The 25,121-nt window shown below is 71.7% G+C and carries 18 protein-coding genes and 3 pseudogenes; 10 read left to right on the top strand and 11 right to left on the bottom strand.

What is annotated here, in order from left to right; all coding sequences use genetic code 11:
* Positions 1–264, bottom strand: a pseudogene (locus ACFYOH_RS36185) (transposase); the annotation flags it as partial.
* A gap of 642 nt (positions 265–906) precedes the next feature.
* Here ACFYOH_RS36185 and ACFYOH_RS36180 point away from each other — a divergent pair.
* Entirely contained in the window at positions 907–2,241 is a 1,335-nt protein-coding gene (locus ACFYOH_RS36180) for a DUF4041 domain-containing protein (protein ID WP_388634752.1), read from the top strand.
* A gap of 140 nt (positions 2,242–2,381) precedes the next feature.
* Here the strand turns inward: ACFYOH_RS36180 and ACFYOH_RS36175 are convergent, their stop codons facing one another.
* From ACFYOH_RS36175 to ACFYOH_RS36160, 4 genes and pseudogenes are all read right to left on the bottom strand, one after another.
* A complete protein-coding gene (locus tag ACFYOH_RS36175) occupies positions 2,382–2,684 on the bottom strand; it encodes a hypothetical protein (RefSeq protein ID WP_388634750.1) in 303 nt (100 codons plus the stop codon).
* A pseudogene (locus ACFYOH_RS36170) lies at positions 2,681–3,413 on the bottom strand (GntR family transcriptional regulator). Before ACFYOH_RS36170 ends, ACFYOH_RS36175 begins: the two are co-directional and overlap by 4 nt.
* Positions 3,410–3,634: a hypothetical protein gene (locus tag ACFYOH_RS36165; protein ID WP_388634748.1), complete on the bottom strand. Its 225-nt coding sequence runs from the start codon at positions 3,632–3,634 to the stop codon at positions 3,410–3,412. The pseudogene ACFYOH_RS36170 and the gene ACFYOH_RS36165 overlap by 4 nt, the downstream one beginning before the upstream one ends.
* Before the next feature lie 516 nt (positions 3,635–4,150).
* Positions 4,151–4,435, bottom strand: a complete 285-nt coding sequence (locus tag ACFYOH_RS36160) for a hypothetical protein (RefSeq protein WP_388634746.1) — start codon at positions 4,433–4,435, stop codon at positions 4,151–4,153.
* A 79-nt stretch (positions 4,436–4,514) separates the two neighbouring features.
* Here ACFYOH_RS36160 and ACFYOH_RS36155 point away from each other — a divergent pair, with 79 nt between their 5' ends.
* From ACFYOH_RS36155 to ACFYOH_RS36140, 4 genes are all read left to right on the top strand, one after another.
* On the top strand, positions 4,515–5,270 hold the full coding sequence (locus ACFYOH_RS36155) for a GntR family transcriptional regulator (RefSeq protein ID WP_388634744.1): 756 nt from the start codon (positions 4,515–4,517) through the stop codon (positions 5,268–5,270).
* 221 nt (positions 5,271–5,491) lie between these two features.
* Complete coding sequence (gene ettA / locus ACFYOH_RS36150) at positions 5,492–7,156, top strand: energy-dependent translational throttle protein EttA (RefSeq protein ID WP_388634742.1); 1,665 nt, start codon at positions 5,492–5,494, stop codon at positions 7,154–7,156.
* 6 nt (positions 7,157–7,162) lie between these two features.
* Positions 7,163–7,585: an acyl-CoA thioesterase gene (locus tag ACFYOH_RS36145; protein ID WP_388634740.1), complete on the top strand. Its 423-nt coding sequence runs from the start codon at positions 7,163–7,165 to the stop codon at positions 7,583–7,585.
* On the top strand, positions 7,582–8,259 hold the full coding sequence (locus ACFYOH_RS36140) for a hypothetical protein (RefSeq protein WP_388634738.1): 678 nt from the start codon (positions 7,582–7,584) through the stop codon (positions 8,257–8,259). The genes ACFYOH_RS36145 and ACFYOH_RS36140 overlap by 4 nt, the downstream gene beginning before the upstream one ends.
* Positions 8,260–8,280: 21 nt before the next feature.
* On the opposite strand, the gene ACFYOH_RS36135 is transcribed toward ACFYOH_RS36140, so the two are convergent.
* The 6 genes from ACFYOH_RS36135 to ACFYOH_RS36110 form a co-directional block, all read right to left on the bottom strand.
* Positions 8,281–9,243 carry an ABC transporter ATP-binding protein gene (locus ACFYOH_RS36135; RefSeq protein WP_388634736.1) on the bottom strand — a complete coding sequence of 321 codons (963 nt, stop codon included), beginning with the start codon at positions 9,241–9,243 and terminating at the stop codon, positions 8,281–8,283.
* A 273-nt stretch (positions 9,244–9,516) separates the two neighbouring features.
* Entirely contained in the window at positions 9,517–12,258 is a 2,742-nt protein-coding gene (locus tag ACFYOH_RS36130; protein ID WP_388634734.1) for an FtsX-like permease family protein, read from the bottom strand.
* The gene (locus ACFYOH_RS36125; protein WP_388634732.1) at positions 12,251–16,042 is read right to left on the bottom strand and encodes an FtsX-like permease family protein; all 3,792 of its coding nucleotides are present in this window, start codon (positions 16,040–16,042) and stop codon (positions 12,251–12,253) included. The genes ACFYOH_RS36130 and ACFYOH_RS36125 overlap by 8 nt, the downstream gene beginning before the upstream one ends.
* 153 nt (positions 16,043–16,195) lie before the next feature.
* Positions 16,196–16,609, bottom strand: coding sequence for a globin (locus tag ACFYOH_RS36120; protein WP_388634770.1), 414 nt, complete (start codon positions 16,607–16,609; stop codon positions 16,196–16,198).
* Positions 16,610–17,110: 501 nt separating this feature from the next.
* Entirely contained in the window at positions 17,111–17,683 is a 573-nt protein-coding gene (locus ACFYOH_RS36115; protein WP_388634730.1) for a low molecular weight phosphatase family protein, read from the bottom strand.
* A complete protein-coding gene (locus ACFYOH_RS36110; RefSeq protein WP_388634728.1) occupies positions 17,680–19,281 on the bottom strand; it encodes a polysaccharide biosynthesis tyrosine autokinase in 1,602 nt (533 codons plus the stop codon). The genes ACFYOH_RS36115 and ACFYOH_RS36110 overlap by 4 nt, the downstream gene beginning before the upstream one ends.
* Positions 19,282–19,697: 416 nt before the next feature.
* Between ACFYOH_RS36110 and ACFYOH_RS36105 the strand changes: the two genes are divergently transcribed.
* The 5 genes and pseudogenes from ACFYOH_RS36105 (at position 19,698) to ACFYOH_RS36085 (ending at position 24,902) form a co-directional block, all read left to right on the top strand.
* A complete protein-coding gene (locus tag ACFYOH_RS36105; RefSeq protein ID WP_388634726.1) occupies positions 19,698–20,207 on the top strand; it encodes an LPXTG cell wall anchor domain-containing protein in 510 nt (169 codons plus the stop codon).
* 62 nt (positions 20,208–20,269) lie between these two features.
* On the top strand, positions 20,270–22,099 hold the full coding sequence (locus ACFYOH_RS36100) for a DUF4012 domain-containing protein (RefSeq protein ID WP_388634724.1): 1,830 nt from the start codon (positions 20,270–20,272) through the stop codon (positions 22,097–22,099).
* Positions 22,092–22,589 (top strand): annotated as a pseudogene (locus tag ACFYOH_RS36095) (glutaminyl-peptide cyclotransferase); the annotation flags it as partial. The gene ACFYOH_RS36100 and the pseudogene ACFYOH_RS36095, both read left to right, overlap by 8 nt.
* Positions 22,590–22,647: 58 nt before the next feature.
* Positions 22,648–22,902 carry a glutaminyl-peptide cyclotransferase gene (locus tag ACFYOH_RS36090; RefSeq protein ID WP_388634722.1) on the top strand — a complete coding sequence of 85 codons (255 nt, stop codon included), beginning with the start codon at positions 22,648–22,650 and terminating at the stop codon, positions 22,900–22,902.
* 542 nt (positions 22,903–23,444) lie between these two features.
* On the top strand, positions 23,445–24,902 hold the full coding sequence (locus tag ACFYOH_RS36085; protein WP_388634720.1) for an exopolysaccharide biosynthesis polyprenyl glycosylphosphotransferase: 1,458 nt from the start codon (positions 23,445–23,447) through the stop codon (positions 24,900–24,902).
* Positions 24,903–25,121 lie beyond the last annotated feature (219 nt).

Here is a 25,121-nt window from a genome sequence, read left to right as displayed (position 1 = left end):
GCCCGCATGTTCACCGAGTCGATCGCGCAGCGAGACCAGTCCAGCTCACCCCGGGAACCGAGCTCGTCGAGGACCAGGCGATGGAGCTTCGCCCAGTTGCTGCCACGTGCACCCCGACGTGGCCACGAACACGATCGCAGCCAGTACCTCCCTGTCACCGTGCCGCCGCCGGCCACCCCCCTGAGGCCGACTCGGCGCCTCCGGCACCACTCGCTGGAACAACCCCCACAACTCATCCGGCACCAGCCGCTCAACGATCCCCACACCCGGAGCCTATCGAACAGCCCAAATGAGATGACGTCTAAAGCATCGCCGACAGGCTGGTCCGTACGCCGGACGGCTGCGATCGTGCTAGATGGTGCGAGGACCATGGGGGAACCTCGGCCGCGGACTCGGCAACAAGCAGAAGCTAGGCCGCTCTCCTGCGGGTCATCCCGGCTGCTGCTCCCAGTTCGCCCAAGCCCCCAAGCTCACGGGGTGGATCTAGGACCGGGCAGAGATAGTAACCTCGGTCCACTAACTCTCCGCACTCTGAAGGGCGCGGGCTGTGAAGCCAGTATCGGTCTGTGGGGACAGGCCGGGTTGGGGGGCACGATGATGACGTATCGGTTCAATCCGCCGCCAGGCTGGCCGACGCCGCCTCCTGGGTGGATGCCGCCTCCCGGCTGGCATCCCGACCCCTCGTGGCCACCGCCGCCGCCAGGTTGGCAGCTTTGGGTACCTGACACCCCAAGTAGCGTCAGTGCTGTGGACGTCGGCGCTGGCACCACGGAGTTGCCAGGCCGAGCCCCGAGTGCCCTCGCGGCGCCAACCGCACCACCAAGCCCTACGCACGACAACCCGGTAGTCGTCGCAGGGGCCGCCACACCCTCGCAGTCTCCCATCCCCCCCGCTCGCCGCACTGGTTTGTTCGGCAGGCGTCGTCGCGACGAAAGCCAAGAGATCGAACAGTTGCGCGCGTGGATAGCCGACACGCACGGCATGGACGCCGTCCAAGTCCTCGATGCTCTGGGTTCGGCGCGTGAGGAAGCCGTATCTGTGCGCGAAGCTGCAGAAGCTGAAGCGGAGCAGATCCGCCAAAGGGCCCGGGACGAGGTAAAGACGGAGAGGGCAGAGGCGAAGAAGGCCGCCAAGGAAGTTGACCGCGCCCGGAAAGAGGCGGAGAGAGTCAGGCAGGAAACCTACAAGGCCAGCAGTCGGCTTGCCGAACTTCAAGCCCAAGTCGTGACAACCGACGAAACGGCGATGCTCCAGCAGGTCGGAATCTACTCCTACCGGCACCAGTTGCAGGATGCCATTGCCTACCGCACTCGCTTGGATTCGCTAAAGACCGAGATCAAGAACCTTGCGCGTACCGACCAAGCGGTTCTCGCAGTCCAGCACTGGACGGTCAACGGGTCGGCCAGCGCCGGGCGGAAGATGGTCCGCGATTTCTCGAAGCTCATGCTCAGGGCATACAACGCCGAGGCAGATTACGCAGTGCGCTCCATGCGCCCCCACCGTTTGAACTCGCTCATCGACCGCCTCTACAAGAGCCGGGAGACCATCGCGAAGCTGGGTGCGACGATGAACATCCGCATCTCGGATGCCTACCACGACGCCCGTGTGCGTGAACTGGAGCTGACTGCGGACTTCCTGCAGAAGAAGGAAGAGGAGAAAGAAGCTCAGCGAGAGATTCGGGCGAGAGAGAAGGAAGAGGCGGCTGCTCAAAGGGAGTTGGAGCGCGAGCGGGAAAAGCTCCAGAAGGAGTTGGACCACTACCAGGTAGCTTTGGAGCGACTGCGGGATCGTGGCGACGTCGAGGCCGTAGCGGAGATGGAAGCCAAACTCGCAGAGATCGAAGAGGCCCTCAGCTCCGTCGAGGCACGTGCCGCCAATGTCCGCGCCGGCTACGTGTACGTGATCTCCAACATCGGCGCCTTCGGTGAGCGGATGGTCAAGATCGGAATGACGCGGCGTCTGGAGCCACTGGAGCGTGTTTACGAGCTGAGTGGTGCATCAGTACCCTTCCGATTCGACGTCCACGCACTGATCTTCAGCAAGGACGCGGTGGGTCTGGAGTCACAGTTGCACCAAGAGTTCGCGGACCATCGAGTCAACCGCGTTAACGCCCGAAAAGAGTTCTTCCGCGTCACCCCCACCCAGGTGCGGGATGCCCTCCAGCGGTACGCCGACCAGCACCTTGTCGAGTTCACGGAAGAGCCTCAGGCGCTGGAATGGCGCGCCAGCCAAGCGAGCTGACCCGCAATGTCACGCACGCAGTGACGCGGCCGGAGCAGCATAGAGAACGGGGAGAGGAACCGGGCTCGTATCCGGGTTCCTCCCCCCGTTGGGATGGGACGGAAGGTCGGATCGGCAGGCGCTAGACGCAGCCGCCCGCTTCAGGAGCGATGAGGGTCGCTTGCCGCCAGGAGGTGACCCCGACTGGTCGCAACGCGGTGCACATCACGCAAAGCCCCCGTCAGTTCCCTCGCCAATCGACGCAGTTCCTCCGGGTCCGCGTTCTCGTCGTCGAGGGTTTCCGAGGCCTGCTCCAGCAGCTCGGCAGCCGTTCCCAGTTGCGCCGCTTCGATGTTGTCCGCCAGGCGGGACATGTAGCCTGCCTTGTCGTCGGTGTTCAGGTAGCAGGGCTTGCCTTCCGGCCCCGACCACGGCAGGAGTCGCAGTTCCTTCGGTGCCTTCATCCTTGCGTCTGCCTCTCGTCGGTCACGTGGTGGGTGGTGAAGACTGCGTCAACGCGATCAGCCGGGAACACCAGAAGGGCAGCCTCGACAACTCGTCCGGTCGAGTCGGTCGCGACACGTGTGATCGCGAGTACTGCTGCGGCGGGGCGGATCCGGAGGGCCGATGCTTCGTCCGATGTCGGTGGGCGGGCGCCTACCATCTCCCGGACAGCCGCCGCCGGCGAGCTCAGGATGGCAAATCGCGTGGCCGTCTCCCGCCACGAGGAATCGTCGGCCAGCGCTCCGACCGGTGCCAGGTCGCGCGGGATGTAGATGCGGGCCAGTCCGTGCGGTGACTCTCCCTCGTGGCTGATGCAGGAGAACTCGGCGAGGGGGCTGCCCGTCGGCACCTTCAGCAAAGTCGTCAGATGCCCGTCTGCCTGGACCGTGGCGGTACGAACAGTGACGCGCAGGGCCGCTTCAGCAGCGGTCCACGGGTCCAGCGTCCCCCATCCGCCGACGTACGCGATCTTGCGTGGTGGGCGACGGACGAAGTTGCCCTTGCCGTGGATCTTCTCGACCAGGCCTTCGCCCTGGAGGACCGCGAGGGCGCGCCGTGCTGACCTTGTAGCGGTCGGCGAGGCCGGCCTCGGACGGAAGACGTTCGCCAGGCTTCATGCGACCGGTCGTGATCTGCTGCCGGAGATCGTCGGCGATGTCGTGATGGCGTGGAGACACGGACCGGGTCACCGCCTTCTCAGCACGCGAACAGCAGCGAGCCGAGTACGCGCGTGTATGGTCAGCAGCTCGCCCGACTCGAAGAGGAGTTGCTTGGCCCCCTGAGGGAGTTGGAAGAGGTCACTCACCCGGCATGCCTTGCCGCCGAGTTGGATGACGTCGCCACGCTGCACGGTAGCTGCGGTGATCTCGACGTTGGACGCCAACGCGCCGCCGGGTGCCCAGCCGCTCACTGCTCCACCTCCACGGGTGTGGAGTGGTGGGACGCCGAGTGACACGGGCAGGCGCACGTCTCGTAGACGACCGGTAGGTCGATCGGTGCGGAGGTTGGGGAGGACTCCGTGCAGGCAAGGTGTGTGCCGATACGGCAGGCAGCCGACCGGTAGGGGACGGCCGAGGCGTCGGCGATATGGGGCTGTTGGCGAGGAGACATCAGCGGACCCCCGCGAGGAATGACCAGGCTTCAGCGGTCAGGCGGGAAGCGACTACCACCGCATGCGGCCGTACTCGTTCTTCCCAGGTCAGCACGTATGGGCGGACGAGTGCGTTCTCTTCGCCCCTGAGCGGGTGTCGGTGGTTCGCGCTGTCGGAAGCCCGGCCCAGGATGACCGTCGACGCGTCAGCGGACGCAGGAAAGGCGGTTGTGGCCGGCGGCCGGAAGGGCGCTAAGGGGCGGCGATGCCTGCCCTTGGGGGCGTACCGCGCTCTGGTGAGTGAGACGGCACGGCGGATACGGTTGAGCACGCTGCTCAGCCCCTATCGCTGATGGCAGGTCCCCCGACATCGCCCGTCGTGGGGACCGCTTTGCGTACGACCGCCCAGAGGGTGCGGCCGTTCAAGCCGGTGGCGACGAGACCGAACCGATCGGCTTCCGCCACCGCTTCCAGGACCTCCCGCCACATATCGGCGGAGGGCGAGTCCGGCACCTCCGCTTCGACCGACGTGTAGCGGTCGTGCTCCTCCACGCGTGCGGAGAGCCCGACGGCCGACAGCCGGGCAGCGATGGCTGCCGCGCTAACTCCCGAAGCGGACACAGGGCAGCCTCCGTCAACCAGCGATCACTTTCAGTGAAGCTAGTTAACTAGATTAGAGCTAGTGGACTAGATTTTCCATATGCCTGAGCAGCCGCCCTATCTCCGCATCGCCGACGAACTCCGGCGACGGATCGCGGAGCACGTATGGGAGCCGGGGGACCGTCTGCCCTCTCGCGCCCAGATCGGCCAGGAGTGCGGCGTGGGCGAGAACGTCGTCCGCCGCGCGCAGGAGCTGCTGATCTCCCAGGGTGTGTTGGAAGGCCGCGCCGGGTCGGGTACGTACGTCGCCGAGCCCCGGAAGCGGGTCCGGGTCGTCCGGTCGTCGGCCCGGGAACAGCCCAGCGGATCGCCGTTCCGCGCGGATATGAAGGCCGTGGGCAAGCAAGGTGATTGGGAGAGCCGGACCGATGCCAAGGTGCCGGCTCCGGCGGACATCGCGGCGCGGCTCGGCATCGCCGAGGGTGACCTGTGCGTACGGACGACATACGAGTTCCTGGCGGACGGCCGGCCCGTGCAGCTGTCCACGAGCTGGGAGCCGTACGACCTCACCGCCGGCACACTCGTCGTCCTCCCGGAGGGAGGGCCACATGCCGGGGCGGGTGTCGTGAACCGCATGGCCGCGATCGGCGTCACCGTCAGCCACGCCGTGGAGCAGCCCGAGCCGCGGCAGGCGACCGCCGAGGAAGCGTCGATACTCGGCATCCAGAAGGCCGCACTCGTCACGCACATCCGGCGGACGTACTACAGCGACCAGGGGCGGCCCGTCGAGACGGCGGACATCGTGGTGCCCGCCGCCCACTGCGAGATCGTCTACGAGATCCCGATCAACCGATAGTCCGCAGTCAACGAGGTGGGCGCCGGGCCGTCCCTGGGCCGTGCGAGGGTGCCCGAGGCCACCCAACGGCGACCGACAGTGACAGACGAGCCACCTCCACCCGGTCACGAAACCCCAGGTCACAGCCCCCGAACCAAACGGGTTAACACCCAAGCCTGGCGTTCAGGCAAGATGGGGTGTATCTGCCCACTGCCAGATTTCAAGCTGCCGGACGGTTTCTCTTGGCTGAGTTCATTTACACCATGCGCAAGGCGCGCAAAGCGCACGGCGACAAGGTGATCCTCGACGACGTCACCCTGAACTTCCTGCCGGGTGCCAAGATCGGCGTCGTCGGCCCGAACGGTGCCGGTAAGTCGACCGTGCTGAAGATCATGGCGGGACTGGAGCAGCCGTCCAACGGCGATGCCTTCCTGTCGCCCGGCTACAGCGTCGGCATCCTGCTCCAGGAGCCCCCGCTGAACGAGGAGAAGACCGTCCTGGAGAACGTCCAGGAGGGTGTCGCCGAGATCAAGGGCAAGCTCGACCGGTTCAACGAGATCGCCGAGCTGATGGCGACCGACTACTCGGACGCGCTGCTCGACGAGATGGGCAAGCTGCAGGAGGAGCTGGACCACGCCAACGCGTGGGACCTGGACGCGCAGCTCGAGCAGGCCATGGACGCCCTCGGGTGCCCCCCGGGCGACTGGCCCGTCACCAACCTCTCCGGTGGTGAGAAGCGCCGCGTCGCGCTGTGCAAGCTGCTCCTCGAGGCGCCCGACCTGCTGCTCCTCGACGAGCCCACCAACCACCTCGACGCCGAGTCCGTGAACTGGCTGGAGCAGCACCTCGCCAAGTACGCGGGCACCGTCGTGGCCATCACCCACGACCGGTACTTCCTCGACAACGTCGCCCAGTGGATCCTCGAGCTCGACCGCGGGCGCGCCTACCCGTACGAGGGCAACTACTCCACGTACCTGGAGACCAAGGCGACCCGTCTCAAGGTCGAGGGCCAGAAGGACGCCAAGCGGCAGAAGCGGCTCAAGGAAGAGCTGGAGTGGGTGCGGTCGAACGCCAAGGGGCGGCAGGCCAAGTCCAAGGCGCGTCTCGCCCGGTACGAGGAGATGGCCGCCGAGGCCGAGAAGATGCGGAAGCTGGACTTCGAGGAGATCCAGATCCCGCCGGGCCCGCGCCTGGGCAACGTCGTCGTCGAGGTCGACAAGCTCAACAAGGCCTTCGGCGAGAAGGTCCTCGTCGACAACCTCAGCTTCACGCTGCCGCGGAACGGGATCGTCGGCGTCATCGGTCCGAACGGCGCCGGCAAGACCACCCTGTTCAAGATGATCCAGGGCTTCGAGACGCCGGACTCCGGTGACATCAAGGTCGGCGAGACCGTCAAGATCTCGTACGTCGACCAGGGGCGCGCCAACATCGACCCGAAGAAGACGCTGTGGGAGGTCGTGTCCGACGGGCTCGACTACATCAACGTCGGTCAGGTCGAGATGCCGAGCCGCGCGTATGTGTCGGCCTTCGGCTTCAAGGGCCCGGACCAGCAGAAGCCGGCGGGTGTCCTGTCCGGTGGTGAGCGCAACCGGCTCAACCTGGCGCTGACCCTCAAGCAGGGCGGCAACCTGCTGCTCCTCGACGAGCCCACCAACGACCTGGACGTGGAGACCCTCAGCAGCCTGGAGAACGCCCTGCTGGAGTTCCCCGGGTGCGCCGTGGTCGTCTCCCACGACCGATGGTTCCTCGACCGCGTCGCCACCCACATCCTCGCCTACGAGGGCGACTCCAAGTGGTTCTGGTTCGAGGGCAACTTCGAGTCGTACGAGAAGAACAAGATCGAGCGGCTCGGCCCGGACGCCGCGCGTCCGCACCGTGCCACCTACAAGAAGCTGACCCGGGGCTGATCGGTCTTGCGCCACATCTATCGCTGCCCGCTGCGCTGGTCGGACATGGACGCGTACGGACATGTCAACAACGCGATCTTCCTCCGCTATCTGGAGGAGGCTCGCATCGACTTCCTGTCCCTGCGCGGCGAGGAGTCCAAGCAGGGGTCCGTGGTGGCGCGCCATGAGATCGACTACAAGCGCCAGCTCGTCCACCGGCCCACGCCCGTGGACATCGAGCTGTGGGTCACCCAGGTCAGGGCCGCGTCCTTCACCGTCACCTACGAGGTGAAGGACGCGGACGTGATCTACGTCCGGGCCTCCACCGTGGTCGTCCCGTTCGACTTCGAGACGCAGCGGCCGCGCCGGATCACCGCGGAGGAGCGCGAGTTCCTCCAGCAGTACATGGACGGCGCCGACGACGCCGACGAGGAGGCCGTCGCCGCATGACGGTGCTGCACCTGGCCGACGAGACGGAGGCGGCCGATCTCGCCGCCTTCCTCTCCCGGCTGCTCCGCTACGACCGTGGAGCCGCGGTGCGTCTGCAGGCGGCCGGCACGGCGCTCGCCGTCTTCGGCCGGCCGCCGTCCTTCGAGGTGCTGGCCGTCCGCGCGGTACGGCTGGCGAAGCCCTACGAGAAGGGCCTCGACGTCACCCTCGACGTGACCGTCTCCGCCGGTGAGCTCCTGGAGTCCGTGGACGAGCGCGGCGCCACCGCCGGCGTGCCGGCCGCCGTCACCGGTCCGCCGTGGGCCGGTGTGCTCCCACCGCGCGGCGGCTGGCAGCCCGAGCCGGGGCTGCCCGCACCGGACGCGCTGCGGGCGACCGTCGCCGCGGCGGTCACCGAGTTCCGGTCCCGTACGGAGGAACTGGCGCCGGAGGGCCGTACCAGGGCGGAGCTGGACCGGATCGGGCGGGACATCTGGTCCCGGGAGATCGGGCGGACCGGGCTCCCGGTGCGGGCCGTGCACGCCGCCCAGTCCCTGGGCTTCCTGCGGCCGGGCGCCGATCCGGCCGACACCGGGCTGTTCTCCTCGGGGGCGTGGCTCAGGCTGCGCACTCCGTACGGGTCCGTCGCCGTACGGCGGGCGGGGCTCGGGTCTCTGGGCGTCAGCGTCCGCTGAGCCTTCGCAGCGGCGCGCCGCTCACTCCGTGTCGTCCGGCCACACCCCGATGTGGTCGGACTCCAGTTCCAGGGCCACGCGGTCGCGCATCTCCAGGGCGCGGAGGTAGTCGGCGGGGAGCTGGAGGCGGCCGGCGCGGTCGAGCATGGCGTACTCGCGGGCCACGACCGTCTCGTGGCCGGTCGTGGCGTCGATCTCGCTGCGCCGCAGCACCTCCGTGGAGGTACGGCCGTCGCGGATGGCCACCGTGCGGCGGACCTCGCCCGCCACGGCCTGGTCGTGGGTCACGATGACGATCGTGGTGCCGAGGGTCTCGTTGGCCGTGCGGAACGCGTCGAAGATCTGTGCGGCGGTCCGGGAGTCGAGTTCGCCGGTGGGTTCGTCGGCGAGCAGCACCGCCGGGTCGTTCGCCAGGGCCACGGCGATCGCGACGCGCTGCTGCTGGCCGCCGGACAGCTCGTACGGGCGCCGGTCACGGCAGTCGACCACCTGCAGTAACTCCAGGAGTTCCAGGGCGCGTTCGGCGCGGGCTCGGCGGGCTCGGCGGGTGTGGGGGCGGGGGCCGGAGAGCTGGAGGGGCAGGGCGACGTTCTGGGCGGCGGTGAGGTAGGGCAGGAGATTGCGGGAGGTCTGCTGCCAGACGAAGCCGACGGTTTCGCGGCGGTAGGCCAGGCGGTCCCGGGCGGTCATGGTGAGCAGGTCGTGGCCGGCGACCCGGGCGGCGCCGGCGGTGGGGGTGTCCAGGCCGGCGAGGATGTTCATGAGCGTGGACTTGCCGCTGCCCGAGGCGCCGACGAGGGCCATCAGCTCGCCTTCGCGGACGAGGAGGTCCAGGCCCTGGAGGGCTTGGACCTCGATGCCGTCCGTGGAGAAGATGCGGACGAGGCGGTCGCAGGTGATCAGGGCGTCATGGCCGTAGGCGGGTTGGTTCCGGGTTTCCGCGACACGGTCCGCCAGGTCGGTGAGGCTGGGGTTGGTGGTCATGGGGTCTCCTGGGGGACGGTGCCCTGTGCTGCGCGTGCGGCTGTGCTGGTTGCCGGTGCTGTGTGGGTGCCCTGTGCTGTGGCCGGCCGGGGGTTGGCTTCGCCCGCCCATGCCGGCGGGGTGCCTCCCCCAGAGGGGGTGCGCCCCCAGCGCCCACCCGTGCCGACCCAGCGGCACGACTGCCCGCAGGCTGCGCGGGTACGACCGCCGCTGCGGGGTGGGCGCCGGCCCAGCGGCACGGCTGCCCGCAGGCTGCGGCGGGACTTCGCGTCCTCATCGGCCATCGCCCGCCCTGAGCTCCCTGACTGACCGCATCCGTCCCGTCCACCACGCCTGTGCCGTCGCGATCCCCACCGTCAGCACGACGACCATGACCGCCGGGACCGTCAGGGACCAGGTGTCCGGTCTCAACTCGGCTTCGGGCAGCGGGGATTGGGTCGTGGACAGGGCGATGGTCATCAGGTCGACGCCGGGGGAGAGGAGGCGGATGGTGGACCAGCCGGTCAGGGCGGCGCCGAGGGCGGCCAGGAGGGCCTGCGGGAGGGACTCCAGGATCAGCAGGCGGCGGCCCTCCGCGCGGGTGAGTCCCATCGTGCGCAGACGGGCCAGCAGGGCGGCGCGTTCCGGGACCGCGCGGAGGAGGGCCAGGAGGAGGGCCAGTACCGCGAAGCCGGCGCCCGCGGCCACCGCCGCCGCGTAGACGTGCTCGGCCCCGGACTGGAGGGGGGAGTCGGCGTACCGGGCGCGCTCGGCGGCCAGGAGCTGGACGCCGACGGAGCCGCCGGCCGCGTGCCGCAGCGCACCGGCGTCCAGGCGGTCGCCAGTCAGCAGCAGCGCCGTCGGGCGGTCGGCGGGGGAGGGCAGGCCGGCCCGGTTCACGACGAGGAAGCTGTCGCCGGACACCGCCGGAGTGGTGTCGCGGACCAGCACGATGCGCACGGTGACCGTGCTGCCGTCCGACAGCAGGACCGGGAAGGGGCGCCGGGTGCCGTACTCGGCGGCGACGGACGGGGAGGCCACGGCCGGCAGGGGGCCAGGGCGCGATGCCAACCCGGCGGGGCGGAAGGCGCCCAGTCCGGTTCGGGCCGCCAACGCGCCGTACGACGACGGGTCCGCGCCCACCAGCACTGTCGAGCCCTGGCCGGCCGCCGGCTTGGCGTGGTAGTCGATGCTCACGGCCGCCACCTCCCGCACCCCGTCCACGGCGCGCACCCGGGCCGGGACGGCGCCCGGGAGCGGGGCGTCGGAGTCGAGCCGGGCGTCGGCGCCGACGGTCAGCAGTGCCGCCCGGTTCCGGGTGTCGGCCACGCCCGCCAGCACCGAGCCGCCGAACGCCGCCGTGGTCAGCGCGGTCAGCAGGGCCACCAGCGGCAGCACCGCGGAGATCTGGGCGCGGCCTGCGCGGGCCAGCGAGAGATGGCCGGTCGCCCCGCGCAGGCGGGCCGCCGGTCCCGTGAGGCGGCGCAGCAGCAGCGGGTTGAGGCGGAGCAGCAGCAGCGCGGCGATGACGCCGACCAGCACCGGCGCCAGTGCGACCAGTTGGCCGCCGGCCGTGCCGCTCCGCCGCAGCGCCTCGACCGCAGCGGCCGCCAGCACCAGCAGGGTCAGCTCGGCGACCGTACGGCGCCGGGAGGGCCGTACGGTCGCCATGTCCGCGCGGTCGGCCGTCGCCCGCACCGCGTGGTGCGCCAAGGCGCCGCGCAGCGGCAGGGCGGCGCAGGCGGTGACGGTGACGGCGGCCGCGGCGGCCACGGCGTACGCGGCGCGGCCGACCGGGACCGTGAGCAGGGCCGTGGCCAGGCCGAGCGCGCCGGCCGGCACGGCGACCACGGCGGTCTCGGCCAGCAGCCGACCGGCGAGCCCGGGCAGGGAGGCGCCGCGGGCGCGCAGCAGGACGAGTTCGGCACCGCGTCGGTCGGCGGCCAGGCCGCCCGTCATGAGCAGGACGACCGCGACGACCGTGCCGGTGCCCGCGGCGGCGACGGACACCAGCGGGGCGATGCCGGAGCGCAGCTTGGCGAAGGAGCCGAGGGCGTCGTCCAGGTCGGTGCCGATGCCGGTGTTGTCGTCGGTGACGGCGCGGGCGCGCTGCAGTGCCGGGCCGGACTCCAGGGCGGCCACGGACGACTTGAGCCGGTCCAGGTCGCGGGCGTGCAGGGCGTGCGGGTCGGGGGCGAGGAACCAGTAACGGCACGGGTTCGCGGTCGTGCCGAGCAGTGCGGGCGCCGCCTCCTGGGGCAGCAGCAGCGAGCCGAGCCAGTACTTCGGCGGGTCCCCGCCGGAGCTGGGAATCGCCACCAGGAACGGAGTGCGCATGCGGGGCACCGCCGACCAGTAGGCGCCGTCCGGGTCGCGCGGGGCGAGGATACCGGTGACCCGGACCGCGAGCGGGGGGCGGCCGGCCCCGGGGACATGGATGACCGAACCGACCTTGATGCGCAGTGACCGGGCGGTGGCGGCGGTCACGGCGGCCTCCACCTCGGGCGTGCTCGCGTCCACCGGGCGGTCGGCGCGCGGCATCCGCCCGGCGCGCAGGCGCGCGTGCCCGGCGAGGCCGCTCGGCGCGAACAGCGCGACACGGGCGGGCAGTCCGCTGGGGCGGGGCAGGAACGCGTCCGGCACCTCCGGGTTCACGGTGCCGGCGACGCCGTACTCCGACTGGGCGCGGTCGACGGTCAGCGGGCCGCGGACCGTGGGGAGGATCTGCCGGTACTGCCGTTCCAGCGCGGCGGGGCGTACGGCCGTGGCCCGCTGTCCGGTGGACAGGCCGGGGTCGGGCGCGGGCGCCTGCACGAACACGGTGGTGTGGTCGGGACCCGCCTGTGCGAACGCGTGCCGCAGGCCGGCGTCCTCGTACCGGTCGACCGTGCGCGGGAAGGCGCCCGCCAGGCACGCGGCCAGCGCGACCAGCAGCGCGAGCGCGCCGGCGGCACCGGGCGCGACCCGCAGCCGGGTCCGCACCCAGGGCGCGACGACACGCGACGCCGGACGACTCACCTCACCCACCTCACTCATCCCCCTGCTCACGCAGCGCCCGAGCCGGTTCCGTGCGGCGCAGGGTCGGCAGGGCCGTCACCGTGAGGGGGACCACCGCGACCGTGCAGAGCAGCAACGCCACTCGACCGGGCGGAAGTTGGACCAGGAGGCCCGGTACCGGGCGGGTGGCCTCACCGGTCAGGACGATCAGCGGCAGGACCGCGCGCGCCAGTACGGTGCCGAGGCCCAGGCCCACCGCGAGCGCCAGGCCCACCAGCACGGCCTGCTCGGCGGCGACTGTGCGGGCCAGCCGGCGGCGCGGTACACCGAGCGCGCGCAGCACGGCGAACTCCCTGCCCCGGGCCCGCTGCGCGGCCGCCGCGCCGACCGCGAAGCCGACCGCGGCGAGCGCCGCCGCCACCACGGCCGCCGCCGTGCACGCGGCCGCCGGGCCCGCCCCGAAGGGGTCGTCGCGCAGCTCGGCGGCGATCTCGTCGCGCACCACGACCTGCCCCGGGTCCACGTCCGGCAGGGCCCGTACGGCGGCGGCCACCCCGGCCGCGTCGCCCGGCCGCCCGGTGGCCAGCCACCACTCGGCGGGCGTGACGCCGGCGCCGTACCGGGCCTGCAGCACCTGGTTCACGGCGCGCAGGTCGACCAGGACGGCGCCGCCGTCGCGGGCGCCGGTGGCCGTCGGGTCGGCGGTGGCGGGCAGCCCGCGCACCGAACGGACGATCCGCACCGGCAGCGTGTGGTCGCCGATCGTCAGGCCGACGCGCTGCCCCACCCGGGCGCCGGCCGACGCCAGATAGCGGTCGCCGGCCACGGCCGGCACCGTGGCCGGAGCGCGCTGCGGCACGTCGAGCCGGATCGTGACGAAGGCGACCCGCCATGCGTCGGCGTCCGGGAGGTAGCCGGTGCTGTAGGTGAAGGTGCGGGTGCCGGTGACAATGGGGCGGGTGGGGCTGGTGGCCGGGCTCGCCACGGCGTCTCCCGTGGCCTCCGCGGCGGTCTTCCAGCGGGTGGGCAGCGCGAGCCGGTGCGCCCGGCCGTCGGCACCGGTCACCGTCAACTCGCCCAGTTCGAGCCGGTGTTCGGCCTTCCTGCCGGGCTGGGGCAGGTCCAGGTGCAGCCCGGTGAGGGTCAGCGGTCCGGGCGCGGCGCTCACGTCGAGGCTCAGCGGGTGCGGGTGCCCGTCGGCGGGGAGCTGTCCGAAGGGCAGCTGGTACGGCACCCCGTACCGGTCCGCCAGCGTCACCGTCACATCGGTGACCAGCCCCGGCCCGGCCGAGCTGCGCAGGCTCGCCGTCAGCCCGAGCCGGGCGGTGCCCTTGGGCACCCGGGTCCCGGCCAGGGAGCCGCGCGGCGCCAGCCCGGCGAGCAGCGACCGTACCGGCACGTCGGCGAGGTCCGGGCGCATCAGCACCGCGTCCGCCGCGTTCCCGGTGTCCAGTGCCAGCACGGTCGCCGTACGGTCGCCGGACAGCGCCTGGGAGAAACGGACGGCCGGCGCCGCCTCGCGCACGTGCGGCAGCCGGGCGTACAGGTCGGTACGGCCGAGCCCGCCCTCCCCGGCGGACACCACCCGCACCGGCACCCCGGCGCGGAAGTCGGCCTGGTCGTCCTGCGAGCGGCCCCAGGACGCGGCCTGCCCGATCGCGAGCATGCCGAGCGCGACGGCGAGGACCAGCAGCACCGGGCCCGCGGCGCGTGCGGTGCGCCGGCTGAACTGCCAGCCGGCCAGCGCCACCGGCAGCCCGCGGCCGCCCGCCGCCCACCGCTCGGCGAACCGTGCCACGGGCGGCAGCAGCCGCAGCGTGAGCACGGTCCCGGCGAGCAGCGCCAGCGCGGGCGCGGCCACCAGCAGCGGATCGACCCCGAGCGCCCCGGAACGGTCGGCGGCCACCCCGCCCGATCCCTGCCGCCCCAACTGCCAGTAGGCCACCCCGGCGACCGCGAGCAGCCCGAGATCGGCACCGGCGCGGAGGGTTCCGGCGGAGGCGGGACGGGCGGCGGGGCGCGGGACACCGGGGCGGCGCGACAGCGGGAGGGGCCGGGCCGGATGCTGCCGCGCACCCGAGCCGGGCGACGTCGTGTGCCGGGCGCCCCTGCGGGACTGCGTCGAGTGCCGCGTACTTGAGCCGGGCGGTGTCGTGTGCCGGGTGTCCACGTCGGAGGACGCCGAGTGCCGGGCGCCCCGGCCGGTCGGTGTGGGGCCGGGTGGTGGCGAGTGGTGTCCGTCTCGGTGGGTCGGTGTGGGGCCGGGTGGTGGCGAGTGGTGTCCGTCTTGGTCGGTCGGTGTGGGGCCGGGTGGTGGCGAGTGGTGTCCGTCTCGGTGGGTCGGTGTGGGGCCGGGTTGTGTCGAGTGGTGTCCGTCTTGGTCGGTCGGTGTGGGGCCGGGCCGCGCCGACCGTCGCCCGCCCCAGCCCACCAGTGTCGAGCCGGACGCCGCCGACCGCCGTCCGCCCCAGCCCACCAGTGTCGAGCCGGACGCCGCCGACCGCCGCCCGCCCCTCCGGACCGGCACCCACCGCGGCCGTCCCCCTCGGTCCCACGCCCACGCCCCCGCTCCCGCCACCGCCGGTACCGTCACCGCCAGGGCGCAGCCCAGTGCCGCCGTGGCCGCGACCAGCCAGACGAGCGGGCGGCCGGCCGGGGGCAGGTCCAGGTGCAGACCGAGGCGGGCCAGCGGGCCGTGCCCGGCGAGCAGGGCGGTGAGGGGACCGGCGAGCAGCGGCGCGCACCCGGCCGCGGGCAGTGCGAGCAGCAGCGCCTCGGCGGAGGCGAGGGCGGCGAGCCGGGCACGGGAGGCGCCGCGCGCCCGCAACAGCCGAGTCTCCTCGGTCCGTTCGGTGCTGAGCAGCCGGGCCACCAGCAGCAGGGCGTAGCCGGCCAGCAGGACCAGCTGGAGGGTGACGATCAGCAGCGTGGAGCGGGCGACGAGCAGCGAGCGGTCGATCCGGTCCAGGACGTCCGGCAGCGAGGTCTGCGCGACCGTCGTACCGTGCAGCGCCGCGCGGTCGCGCAGGCCCGCGCCGCCCGCCCGGGCAGCCGTACGCAGCCGGCCGATCCGGGCGGTCGTCATCCGGCCGAAGTCCGCCGACGCGAGCCACGCCGTGGACCCGGCGCTGACCCGGCCGCGGGTGAGGACGGAGGAGTCGGCGAGCAGCGGGCCGTACGTCGTGAAGCCGGCCTTCTTCACGCCGCGGCCGAGCAGGTCGTCCAGCTGCCAGTACGGCGCCGTCACCGAGACGGGGCGGTACAGCCCGGTGATCCGCACCCGTACCGCCGGGCCGCCCAGCCGGTCGGTCAGGGTGAGCCGGTCGCCGGGTGCCAGCCGCAGCGCGCGGGCGGCGGTCTGCGGCAGCGCCACCTCGACCGTGCCGCCGGCGCCCTCGGCACGGCGCGGAAGGCGGCCGGCGGCCAGCCGCAGCTGGGTGCCGTCCAGCGCCGCGAGGTAGGTCAGGTCCGGGTCGCCGGACCGGGCCGCGGGCGGCTGCAGCGAGCGGGGCAGCGCGTACGGGCCCGAGCGGCGCAGGGTCCGGAATGTCACCGGCAGGCCGTCGAAGGTCCGCCGGGCGCCCGCGCGTACGGCGGCGTCGGCGGCGGCCCGCCCGTCCGGCGGCACGTCCGCCTTGACGATCAGCGCGGTGTCGGCGGCGCCCTGAGGATCGGCCAGCACATGACGCAGCGCGGCGTCGCCGATCGCCGCCGAGTACGCGGTGAGCGTCGCCAGTACCGCGGTGGTCAGCACCACGGTGAGCAACGCGGCACTCAGCAGCAACCGGTGCCCACGCGCGCGTGCGAAGACGAACCGCGTCACCAGGCCCCCGTGTGTCCGTCAGCTCCAGACCTCCGGGCGATGCTGACAGAGCCGACCAGCTCCGGGTAAGCGGTTGTCGACCGGTCTATACCAGATCGTGACCGGAATACGGCCGTACGCGACCGGAATCCGGCGTTCAGCGGCGGCTGTTCGTCACTCCGGGGTGTTGATCATCGACGCGGCGGCGTACGTCAGGTAGTTCCACAGCGTCGTCTCGTGCTCCTCGGACAGCCCGAGTTCGTCGACGGCCACCCGCATGTGCCGCAGCCAGGCGTCGTGCGCCGACCGGTCCACCGTGAACGGGGCGTGCCGCATGCGCAGCCGGGGGTGGCCGCGGTTCTCGCTGTAGGTGGTGGGGCCGCCCCAGTACTGCATCAGGAACAGGGTCAGCCGTTCCTCGGCCGGTCCCAGGTCCTTCTCCGGGTACATCGCCCGCAGGAACGGGTCCTCGGCGACCCCCTCGTAGAAACGGTGGACCAGCCGGCGGAAGGTCTCCTCCCCGCCGACCTGCTCGTAGAAGGTCTGCTCCTGAAGCGTGCCGCGCCGAATCTCATTCACGTCCCCTATGGTCTCAGACCGGGTGACCGAGGTGTCGGGCCTCGCACCGTCATGGTCGCGCGGGAGGTGTACGCGGCGGCAGAGGTCAGCGGCGAGGCCGAGGAACGCCAGGTGGTCGTGGGGGGCGCTCGTAGCGGGGTGACGGGCGGCGGTGGCCGGTGGCCAGGACCTGGTGCGCTCGACGACCCGGCGACGCCGGCCGGTCCTCGTCCTGAGCCGATTCCCTTCCCTTGCGGGCGATGCGGTACGGCGGTGTGCGGGGCACCGAGTGGCTTCTGCCCCGGCTCCTTGCTGCGCTCGGGCGGACCGGCGCGTTTCCGCGTCGCCGAGTCCTCCAGCGCCGGATCACCGGCGCTGGAGGAAACACCCATGGGGCCTGGGAGCGGTGTCGGCGCGGAGGTAGGTGAGCGGGCCCGGGAGCTGCCGGCCGCCGGCGCCACCCTGCGGGAGCGGTGGACGGCCGTCGCACCGCGTTGGTGCAGATACCGGGCACCTTGTGATCACAGGGATTCAGAGCCTCACCCCGTCGCCGTCCAGCAGCCCGGCGAGCCTGCTCACCAGCCTGTCGATCTCGCGGGCGCACCCGTACAGCACCTCCCGGGGTCTTCCCTCAGGGTCCGCGATGTCGTCCTCGGCCGGCGGGACGGGGGGGACGGCACCTCTGCGGGCCGCCGCGTCCGCCACCACGGCATCACGGAAACCCGCATCCACCCGCTCCTCCCTCTCGCCGCCGGAGGACCCGGCGGCGAGACGCACGAACTCCTTCAGCGTGAAGCAGCGCCGCATCGCCGACGGCGCGAGGCGCACGGCCGCTTCCCGGTGCTCGCACGCCAGCCCGAGGACCAGCGCGGCGCCGGCGACGAGCCGCGCGGTGAGCGGGCGCGACACGAAGCCGGAGCCGTCGGCGCCCAGCTCCTCCAGCACCTCCCTGGTGGAGCCGTCCATGCCGGAGCCGTGCCACGCCTCTGTTCCGGCGCTCTCCGACCGCACGGGCGAGCCGGGCGGAAGCCTGGCGGCCAGCAGCCGTTCGGCGAAGACGGAGCGGTGCACGTTGCCCGTGCAGACGAACAGGACGCGGGTCATTTCTCGCCCGCTGGTCGCGTCGCCGCGGGCGCGACCGCCTCCTCCGGCCGGCCCGCCGCACGAGGAGCGGGCAGTTCGCCGTACTGCCCGTAGGCGCCGTAACGGCCGTAACGGCCGTAACGGCCGTAACGCCCACCCGTGGAGACCGGAGCCATGCTGAAGACCGTGCCGAGGATGCGGACGCCCACGCGCTCCAGTGATTCACTGGCGGTGCGTACCTGGTCCCGGGTGGTCTTCGCGGCGCGTACGACGAGCAACGTGCCCTGAGCGAGCGACGCCAGTCCGAGAGTGTCGGCGACCGGCAGCAGCGGCGCGGTGTCGACGATCACGACCTCGTAGGTGTCCGCCAGCTCGCGCAGCACCTCTTCCATGCGCGCCGAGGCGAGCAGCTCCGTGGGGTTCGGCGGTACGGCACCGCCGGCGAGCACCGAGAGCCCGCCGGCGACCTGCTGCATCACGTCCTCGATGCGGGCGTGCCCGATGAGCACCGTGGTCAGACCGGCGTCCTGGACCAGGCCGAACGTCGGGGCCACACACGGACGGCGCAGGTCGGCATCCACCAGGCAGGTGGAGACGCCCGCCTCGGCGAGCGAGAGCGCGAGGTTCACCGCGGTGTTGGTCTTGCCCTCACTGGGCAGCGAGCTCGTCACCACGATGATCCGGGGCGGGTCGTCGACCTGGGAGAACTGGAGGTTGGTCCGCAGCTTGCGGAACGCCTCGGCACGCCTGGAGTGGCCGTCGGCGCTGACGAGCGGCTGCTTGGGGGCGTTCCTGTCGTAGGGGATGGTGCCGAGGCCCGGCAGCGCGGTGAACTCGCCCAGTGCGTCGCTGGCCTTGAACGTGGTGTCGAGGGTCTCGCGAAGGGCGACGAGCCCGGCACCGAGGAACAGACCGCCGAGAACTCCCGCGGCCAGGTTGAGCATCGGGCGCGGCGAGACCGGAACGGTGGGGACGACGGCCTCCTGCGTGATCCCCAGGGAGACGGGGGAAATCGTCGCGCCGTCGTCGCCCGTGCGCTTCCCCTTGGACGGCTTCGAGGGAGCCTGCTTGGGCGTCTCCAGTCGCTCGATGACCGAACTGAACCGTTCCGCGACGGCGTTGGCAATGCGCGCCGCACGCTGGGGCACGGTGTCCTTGACCGTGATGTTGATGAGCACGGTGTTGAGCGGGGCAACGGCCTTGATCTGGGAGGCCAGTTTCTCCGGTGTGGTGTGCAGCCCCAGCTCCTTCACCACGGGAGCGGTGACCTGATGAGTCGTCACGATCTCGGCGTACGACTGCACGCGGGCCTGCGAGAAGCTCTGCCCCTGGTTCATCTGGGCGGTGTCCTCGGCGGTGCGGGTGGCGACGAAGAGCTGCGCCCTGGCCTCGTAGACGGGAGTGCTCAAACTCGTCATGGCGACCGCCGCACCGACAGCGAGAACCAGACAGGCCACGACAGTCGGCCATCGTCTGGCAAGAGCCTTCAGGAATCCGTGGAGATCCAAGCTGCACCCCTCATAGGACTGAGGGAACGGCCCGAAATGGGATGTTCCGTTCCCTATGCGTGCAGCTGAAGATAGGGACTCGCACGCCTCAACCGGGGGAGCCACCCTCATGTCGGCCTGCCGAACGACCCTTGCGTCGTACACCACCCGGCCACTTCGCCGGGGTGACGCCGCGCTCCATCGAGGGCGACCGCTACACCATCCGATGGCTTCTGGGTAACTTCAGGCGATTTGGTGTCGGTATTCCCCATATATTCGATGTATTCCTGATCTTGATTACGGCTGACGCTGCAGCCCGGCCCGGACCGAAGTCGAGGAGAGTGAAGAAGATGACAGCATCGCCCAGGTGGCGAACTGCTATGGCAGCGGCAGGATCAGCTGCCGTACTTGTCGCCGCACCAGTGGTGGGGATGTCGACCGCCCACGCGGATCCCCGCCCGCCGACGCCATGCCCGGCGTACCCGCCGCAGCCCCCGCAGGTCACCGTCGACCCCGACGAGGTGCCCGCCGGAGGCAAACTGAGATTCGTGGGCACTTGCCTCTGCCCCGACCAGGTGGTCATCGCGGAGCTGCACTCGCGTGAGATCGTCCTGGGCAGGTTCAGGGCAGACGACAACGGAACCGTCAAGGGCAAAGTGAGGATCCCCAAGCGCACCGAGCCCGGGAAGCACGTCTTCGAGCTGGAATGCAAGGACCCCGAGCTGGAGGCATTCACCGAATTCACGGTGACGCGCAAGGACGGTCACCACGACGGCGACCACGACGGCGACCACAAGGGAGACCACAGGGGAGACCACGACAATGACCACAAGGGCGACCACCGGGGCGACCACGACAACGACCACAAGGGCGACCACCGGGGCGACCACGACGGCGACCGCAAGGGAGACAAGGAACACGGCGGACACGACCGGGACCACCCGAGCCTCGCGAAGACCGGCAACGAGAAGGCCCTGACGCTGGGCGGCACCGCAGCGGGGCTGCTCGCGGCGGGCTCCGGCGCGATGATGGCCGTGCGCCGTCGCCGCAATTCATGACGGAGCGGGACCTGACTACGGCGGTATCACGGCGTCCCGGTCCTGACCGGGACGCCGTCCCCGTGCCCGGCCGCCCCCGCCGCTCCGGTGTCCGGGCGCCGGGCCGCCGTCGCGTGCTCAGGTACGCCCTGCTGGCCGCCGCGGCGCTCCCGCTGGCCGGCGCCGCCTGGATCGGTGTCACCGGACTGCTCGCCCGTTCAGAGCTGATGGCGGCCCAGCGGGACCTCGACGCGCTACGGCAGTCGACGGCACCCGCGTCGACGCCCGGCTCCGCCGCCGGGGCGCCGCCCTCGGCCACCAGATCCTGGGAACAGGCGGTGCGTTCCGCCGCCGCCCACTCCGCACGGGCGCACCGCCTCACCACCGGCCCGGCCTGGTACCCCGCCGCCGCCCTGCCCTTCCTCGGGGAGCCGGTCAGGACCGTACGCGGCGCCGCCTACGCGGCGGACCGCCTGGCCGGCGAGGTGTTGGCCCCGCTGGCGCGCGCGTTGCCCCAGCCCACGCCGGACGGCCATGGCGGGGGGATGTCCGAGGCCCTCACGGCGTTGCGGCAGCACGCGCCGGACGTCGCCCGGGCCGCGCGCGTAGCAGCCGAGGTGCGGGCCGACGTGCACGGGCTGCCCCGGTCCACCTGGCTGCCGTCGGCCGACCGGGCCCGTGCCGGGCTCGCGCAGCAGCTCGACCGCCTCGCCCCGGTGATGACCGACGCGTCCGTGGCGGCTCGTGTCCTGCCGCCGATGCTCGGCGCAGACGGGGAACGGCGTTACTTCCTCGCCTTCCAGAACCTCGCCGAGGCACGCGGCACCGGGGGCCTGCCGGGGGCCTTTGCCGTGCTGCGGGCCCGGCGCGGCCATCTGTCCTTCGAGCGGTTCGGCAACAACACCGAGATGGCCACGGCGAAGGCGGACATCGACCTGGGAGCCGACTTCGACGCCCGCTACCAGCGCAGCGATCCGACCGGTACGTGGCCCAACTCCAACATGAGCCCGCACTTCCCCTACGCGGCCCGCATCTGGGCCGCGTACTGGCGCGAGCACACCGGCGAGCGCGTGGACGGCGCGATCGCCATCGACCCCGTGACGCTGAGCCGTTTCCTGCGGGTCACCGGCCCGGCCCGGATGGCCGACGGCACCCAGCTCACCGCCGACAACGTCGTGGACCTCACCGAACGGGCCAGCTACGCGATGTACGACGACGTCGCCCGGCGCAAGGCGTTCTTCGTCGACGCGGCCCGCGCCGCCGCCGGGCCCCTGCTCGCGGCTGCCGACGACACACGCCGCCTGCCCGCGCTGCTCGTCGCTGTGAACGACGCCCAGCGGGAGGGACGGCTGAAGGTGTGGAGCGCCCACGCGCAAGAGCAGCGCCTCCTGGAGTCGCGCCCCTACTCGGGCACGCTCCCGGACTCCCCCGGCCCCTTCGCGGGGCTCGTGGTGAACAACGCGGCGGGCTCCAAGCTGGACTACTACCTCGACCGGCGCCTGGTCTGGGAAGCGGGCGGCTGCACCGGCGGCGACCGCCCCGTCACCGTGACCGTGACCCTGACCAACCGGGCCCCGGCCTCCGGCCTGCCCGGTTACGTCACGCTGCGGGAGGACCGCCCGCGCTATCGCACCCGGCCGGGTGACAACAGGCTGCTGGTGTCGTACTACGCCGGGGCCGGGGCCACCCTCACCGGCGCCACTCTGGACGGCCGTACGGCGCTGCCCACGTCCGGCGAGGAACGCGGCCACCCCGTGTACACGCTGGACCTGGAGCTGCCCGCGGGCTCCAGCCGCACGCTGGTGCTGCACCTTCTGGAACCGCACGCGAACGGCACCCCCACCCTGCTGCAGCAGCCCCTGGTGACACCGTTGCGGACCACGCTGAGGGCGAAGGGGACGTGCGGTGCGTGAGCGTCTGCGGCGGACGGGGGCGCTGGTGATCTCGGGTGCGCTTGCCTTCGGATGGTGTGCGGCCGCACGTGGGGCCGCCGACGAACGGCCGCTCGCCGCGCGCCGGGTCGAGCGTCTGCGGGTCAAGGTCCTCCAGGTCCTGCCGCACGACCCGAAGGCGTTCACCGAGGGCCTGGAGATGGCCGGCGGCACGCTCTACGAGAGCACAGGGCTGTCCGGCGTGTCCTCCGTACGGGCCGGGCCCCCGGGCAAACCGCCCACGGTCCGCGCCGCGCTGCCCGCACCCGTCTTCGGCGAGGGGATCGCCATGTTCGGCCGATCCCTGTGGCAGCTCACCTGGCGGGACCGGATCGCCATCGAGCGCGACGCCAGGATGCTCGCGGAACTGCGCCGTGTCCCGTACCCCGACGACGGCTGGGGCGCCTGCCTCCAGCGGGCGTCCCACCGGCTGGTGACGAGCGACGGCTCGGCGCGCCTGACGTTCCGTGACCCACGGACGCTCGCGACGACGGGCGGGGTCGCCGTCACCGACGGAGGCAGCCCGGTCAATGACCGCAAACGAGCTGGAGTGCGTCGGCGACGCGGTGTACGCCAACGTGCTCTTCACCGAGCGGATCGTGCGCATCGATCCCGTCACCGGAGCAGTGACGGCGACCGTCGACGCGTCGGGCCTGCTGCGCGGCGACGAGCTCGTCCCGGGATCCACGCTGAACGGCGTCGCGGCCGTCCCCCGAACGCATCAGTTCCTGATCACCGGGAAGTTCTGGCCCAAAATGTTCCGTGTGGTGTTCGTGCCGGCCTGACGGACGGGCGGCCGCAGCAGCACAGCGACGCAGGTCACCGCTTGGGCCACCACGGTGCGGCGGCGTGGGTGGGTGATCTCAGATGGGCCAGTACATCGAAGGAACCGAACCGCATCGCACGCCCGAGGTGCAGCGGTGACTGCCGATTTCGGTTCCGCCGCGGGCGGCAAGTCCACCGAGCCAACGAGGGCGTCGACGTCGCCCAGGTGCTCCTCGACTCCGTCAAGATCCCGGTCGAACCGTTGGAGACGGAGAGCGAACCCGAGCGGGAGTCCATGCGGTAGCCGGCGTTCGCGCGCCGCCGAGGGGTCGCATCACGGGACGCGACCTCGGCTCTTGGTCCGTTTGTATCGGTCGTCCGCAGACGGAAGCGGACGGCATGGGCAGGAGGCATGAAGCTCTGCCCATCGGGTGAGATTCTCGCCCGCCTCAACGTCCTGCCCCATTTCACCGCAGATGGTCATACACACTCGATTAGTCCTGGTTTGATACCCTTTGGAGGGCGAATGTGGCTGTTCGGGGAGACAATGCCCCAGGCACCCATGATCGAGTCTGCGCCGACACAGGTCATCCGCAAGCAGCCATCGGCCGGTCGCCGCACCGGCAAACCCGTCTGGTACCCGGCCGCCGCCGTCCTCGGCGACGCGGCGGCGGCCGCGGTGCCGGTGTACCTGGCCTTCGCACTGATCGAGGGCGCGAACGCCATGGCGTACGCGACGGTGGCGGCCATGGCCTGGCTGCTCGTGCGCGGTTCGCGCAACCGCTACGCCGAACGCCATCTCGGTGAGGGCGACGACATCGGCTCCGCGCTGAAGGACTGGCGGATCATGATCGGACTGCTCGCGGTGGCGTGGGCGGCGACCGCCGAAAAGTCCCCCTTCCTTCTCACACTGGCCGCGCTACTGCCCTGCGCCCCGACGAGCACCATCGGGCACGTACTGATCCGCCGTCATTTGATCGGCCGACGCCGCGACGGACGGACCGTCCGCCGGAGTCTGGTGATCGGGGAGGCCGAAGCCGTGGACGGCCTGGTGGGCCATCTCGCGCAGCGGACCGACCACGAGTTCGTCGTTGTCGGCGTGTGCCCGATCGGCGACGAGGATCCACAGGCACTGGCCCCCGTCGCCGCCCGCCTCGAACGACACGAGCCACCGAGCATGTCGGCCGACTCCACTGCGGTGCTCGATGCGGTCCGCCGACTCGACGTCGAGACGGTACTCGTCGCACCAGGACCGCTCATGACGGGAACGCGCCTGCGACGGCTGTCGTGGGCGCTGCACGCCGACGAATGCCCGCTCGTGGTCGTGCCGGGACTGACCGACGTGGCCAAGCGCCGGGTCGGAGTCTCCTCCGTGGCCGGGCTCACCATGCTGAACGTGGCCCCGCCCTTGCGTCGTGGGCTTGCACCGCTGCTCAAGTCGGTGACGGACCGGTTGGGCGCGGCACTGCTGATCCTGCTGCTCGCCCCCGTCCTCGCGGCGGTGGCCCTGGCCGTGCGGCTGGACTCCCCGGGCCCCGTCGTGCATCGGCAGACCCGCATCGGCCGCGGCGGAGTGCCGTTCACCATGGCGAAGTTCCGCACCATGGTCGCCAACGCGGAGCGGTTGAGGCAACAGCTGGCCGGGAGCAACGAGCAGGACGGCCGGATGTTCAAGATCCGCCGCGATCCGCGGATCACCCGCGTCGGCCGGGTGCTGCGTCGCTACTCCCTGGACGAACTGCCCCAGCTCTTCAACGTGGTGCGGGGACACATGTCCCTGGTCGGTCCGCGGCCGCCGCTGCCCGACGAGGTCTCCGGTTACGACGAAGTGGGACTGCGCAGGCTGACCGTCAAACCGGGGCTCACCGGGCTGTGGCAGGTCAGCGGCCGCTCCGACCTGTCCTGGGACGAGACGATCGCCCTGGACCTCAGGTATGTCGACAACTGGTCCCCGTCCGTCGACCTCGGCATCCTCGTCCGCACGGTGCGCGCCGTCGTCGCGGGTACCGGGGCCTACTGAGCAGTCGCCGACCCCGTTGCGGGCCAGTCCGACGCCGATGTGGACCGGTCCGGGGCCGTGCCGACCCGTTCCCCTGCCGGCCACCACCGGCGACACCCACCAGCACCGGCGATCCTCCCGGGAGGGCCCATGCCGTCGAGAATCCCTACCGACCATTCGTCCTGGGAAGGCTCCGGAGCGAACCACCGCACTGCGGGGGATGGCCTTCGCCGACCATGC

It is taken from the genome of Streptomyces sp. NPDC007856 (assembly GCF_042868225.1).
Lineage (GTDB): Bacteria > Actinomycetota > Actinomycetes > Streptomycetales > Streptomycetaceae > Streptomyces.
This window is presented reverse-complemented; position numbering and strand designations above follow the sequence as displayed.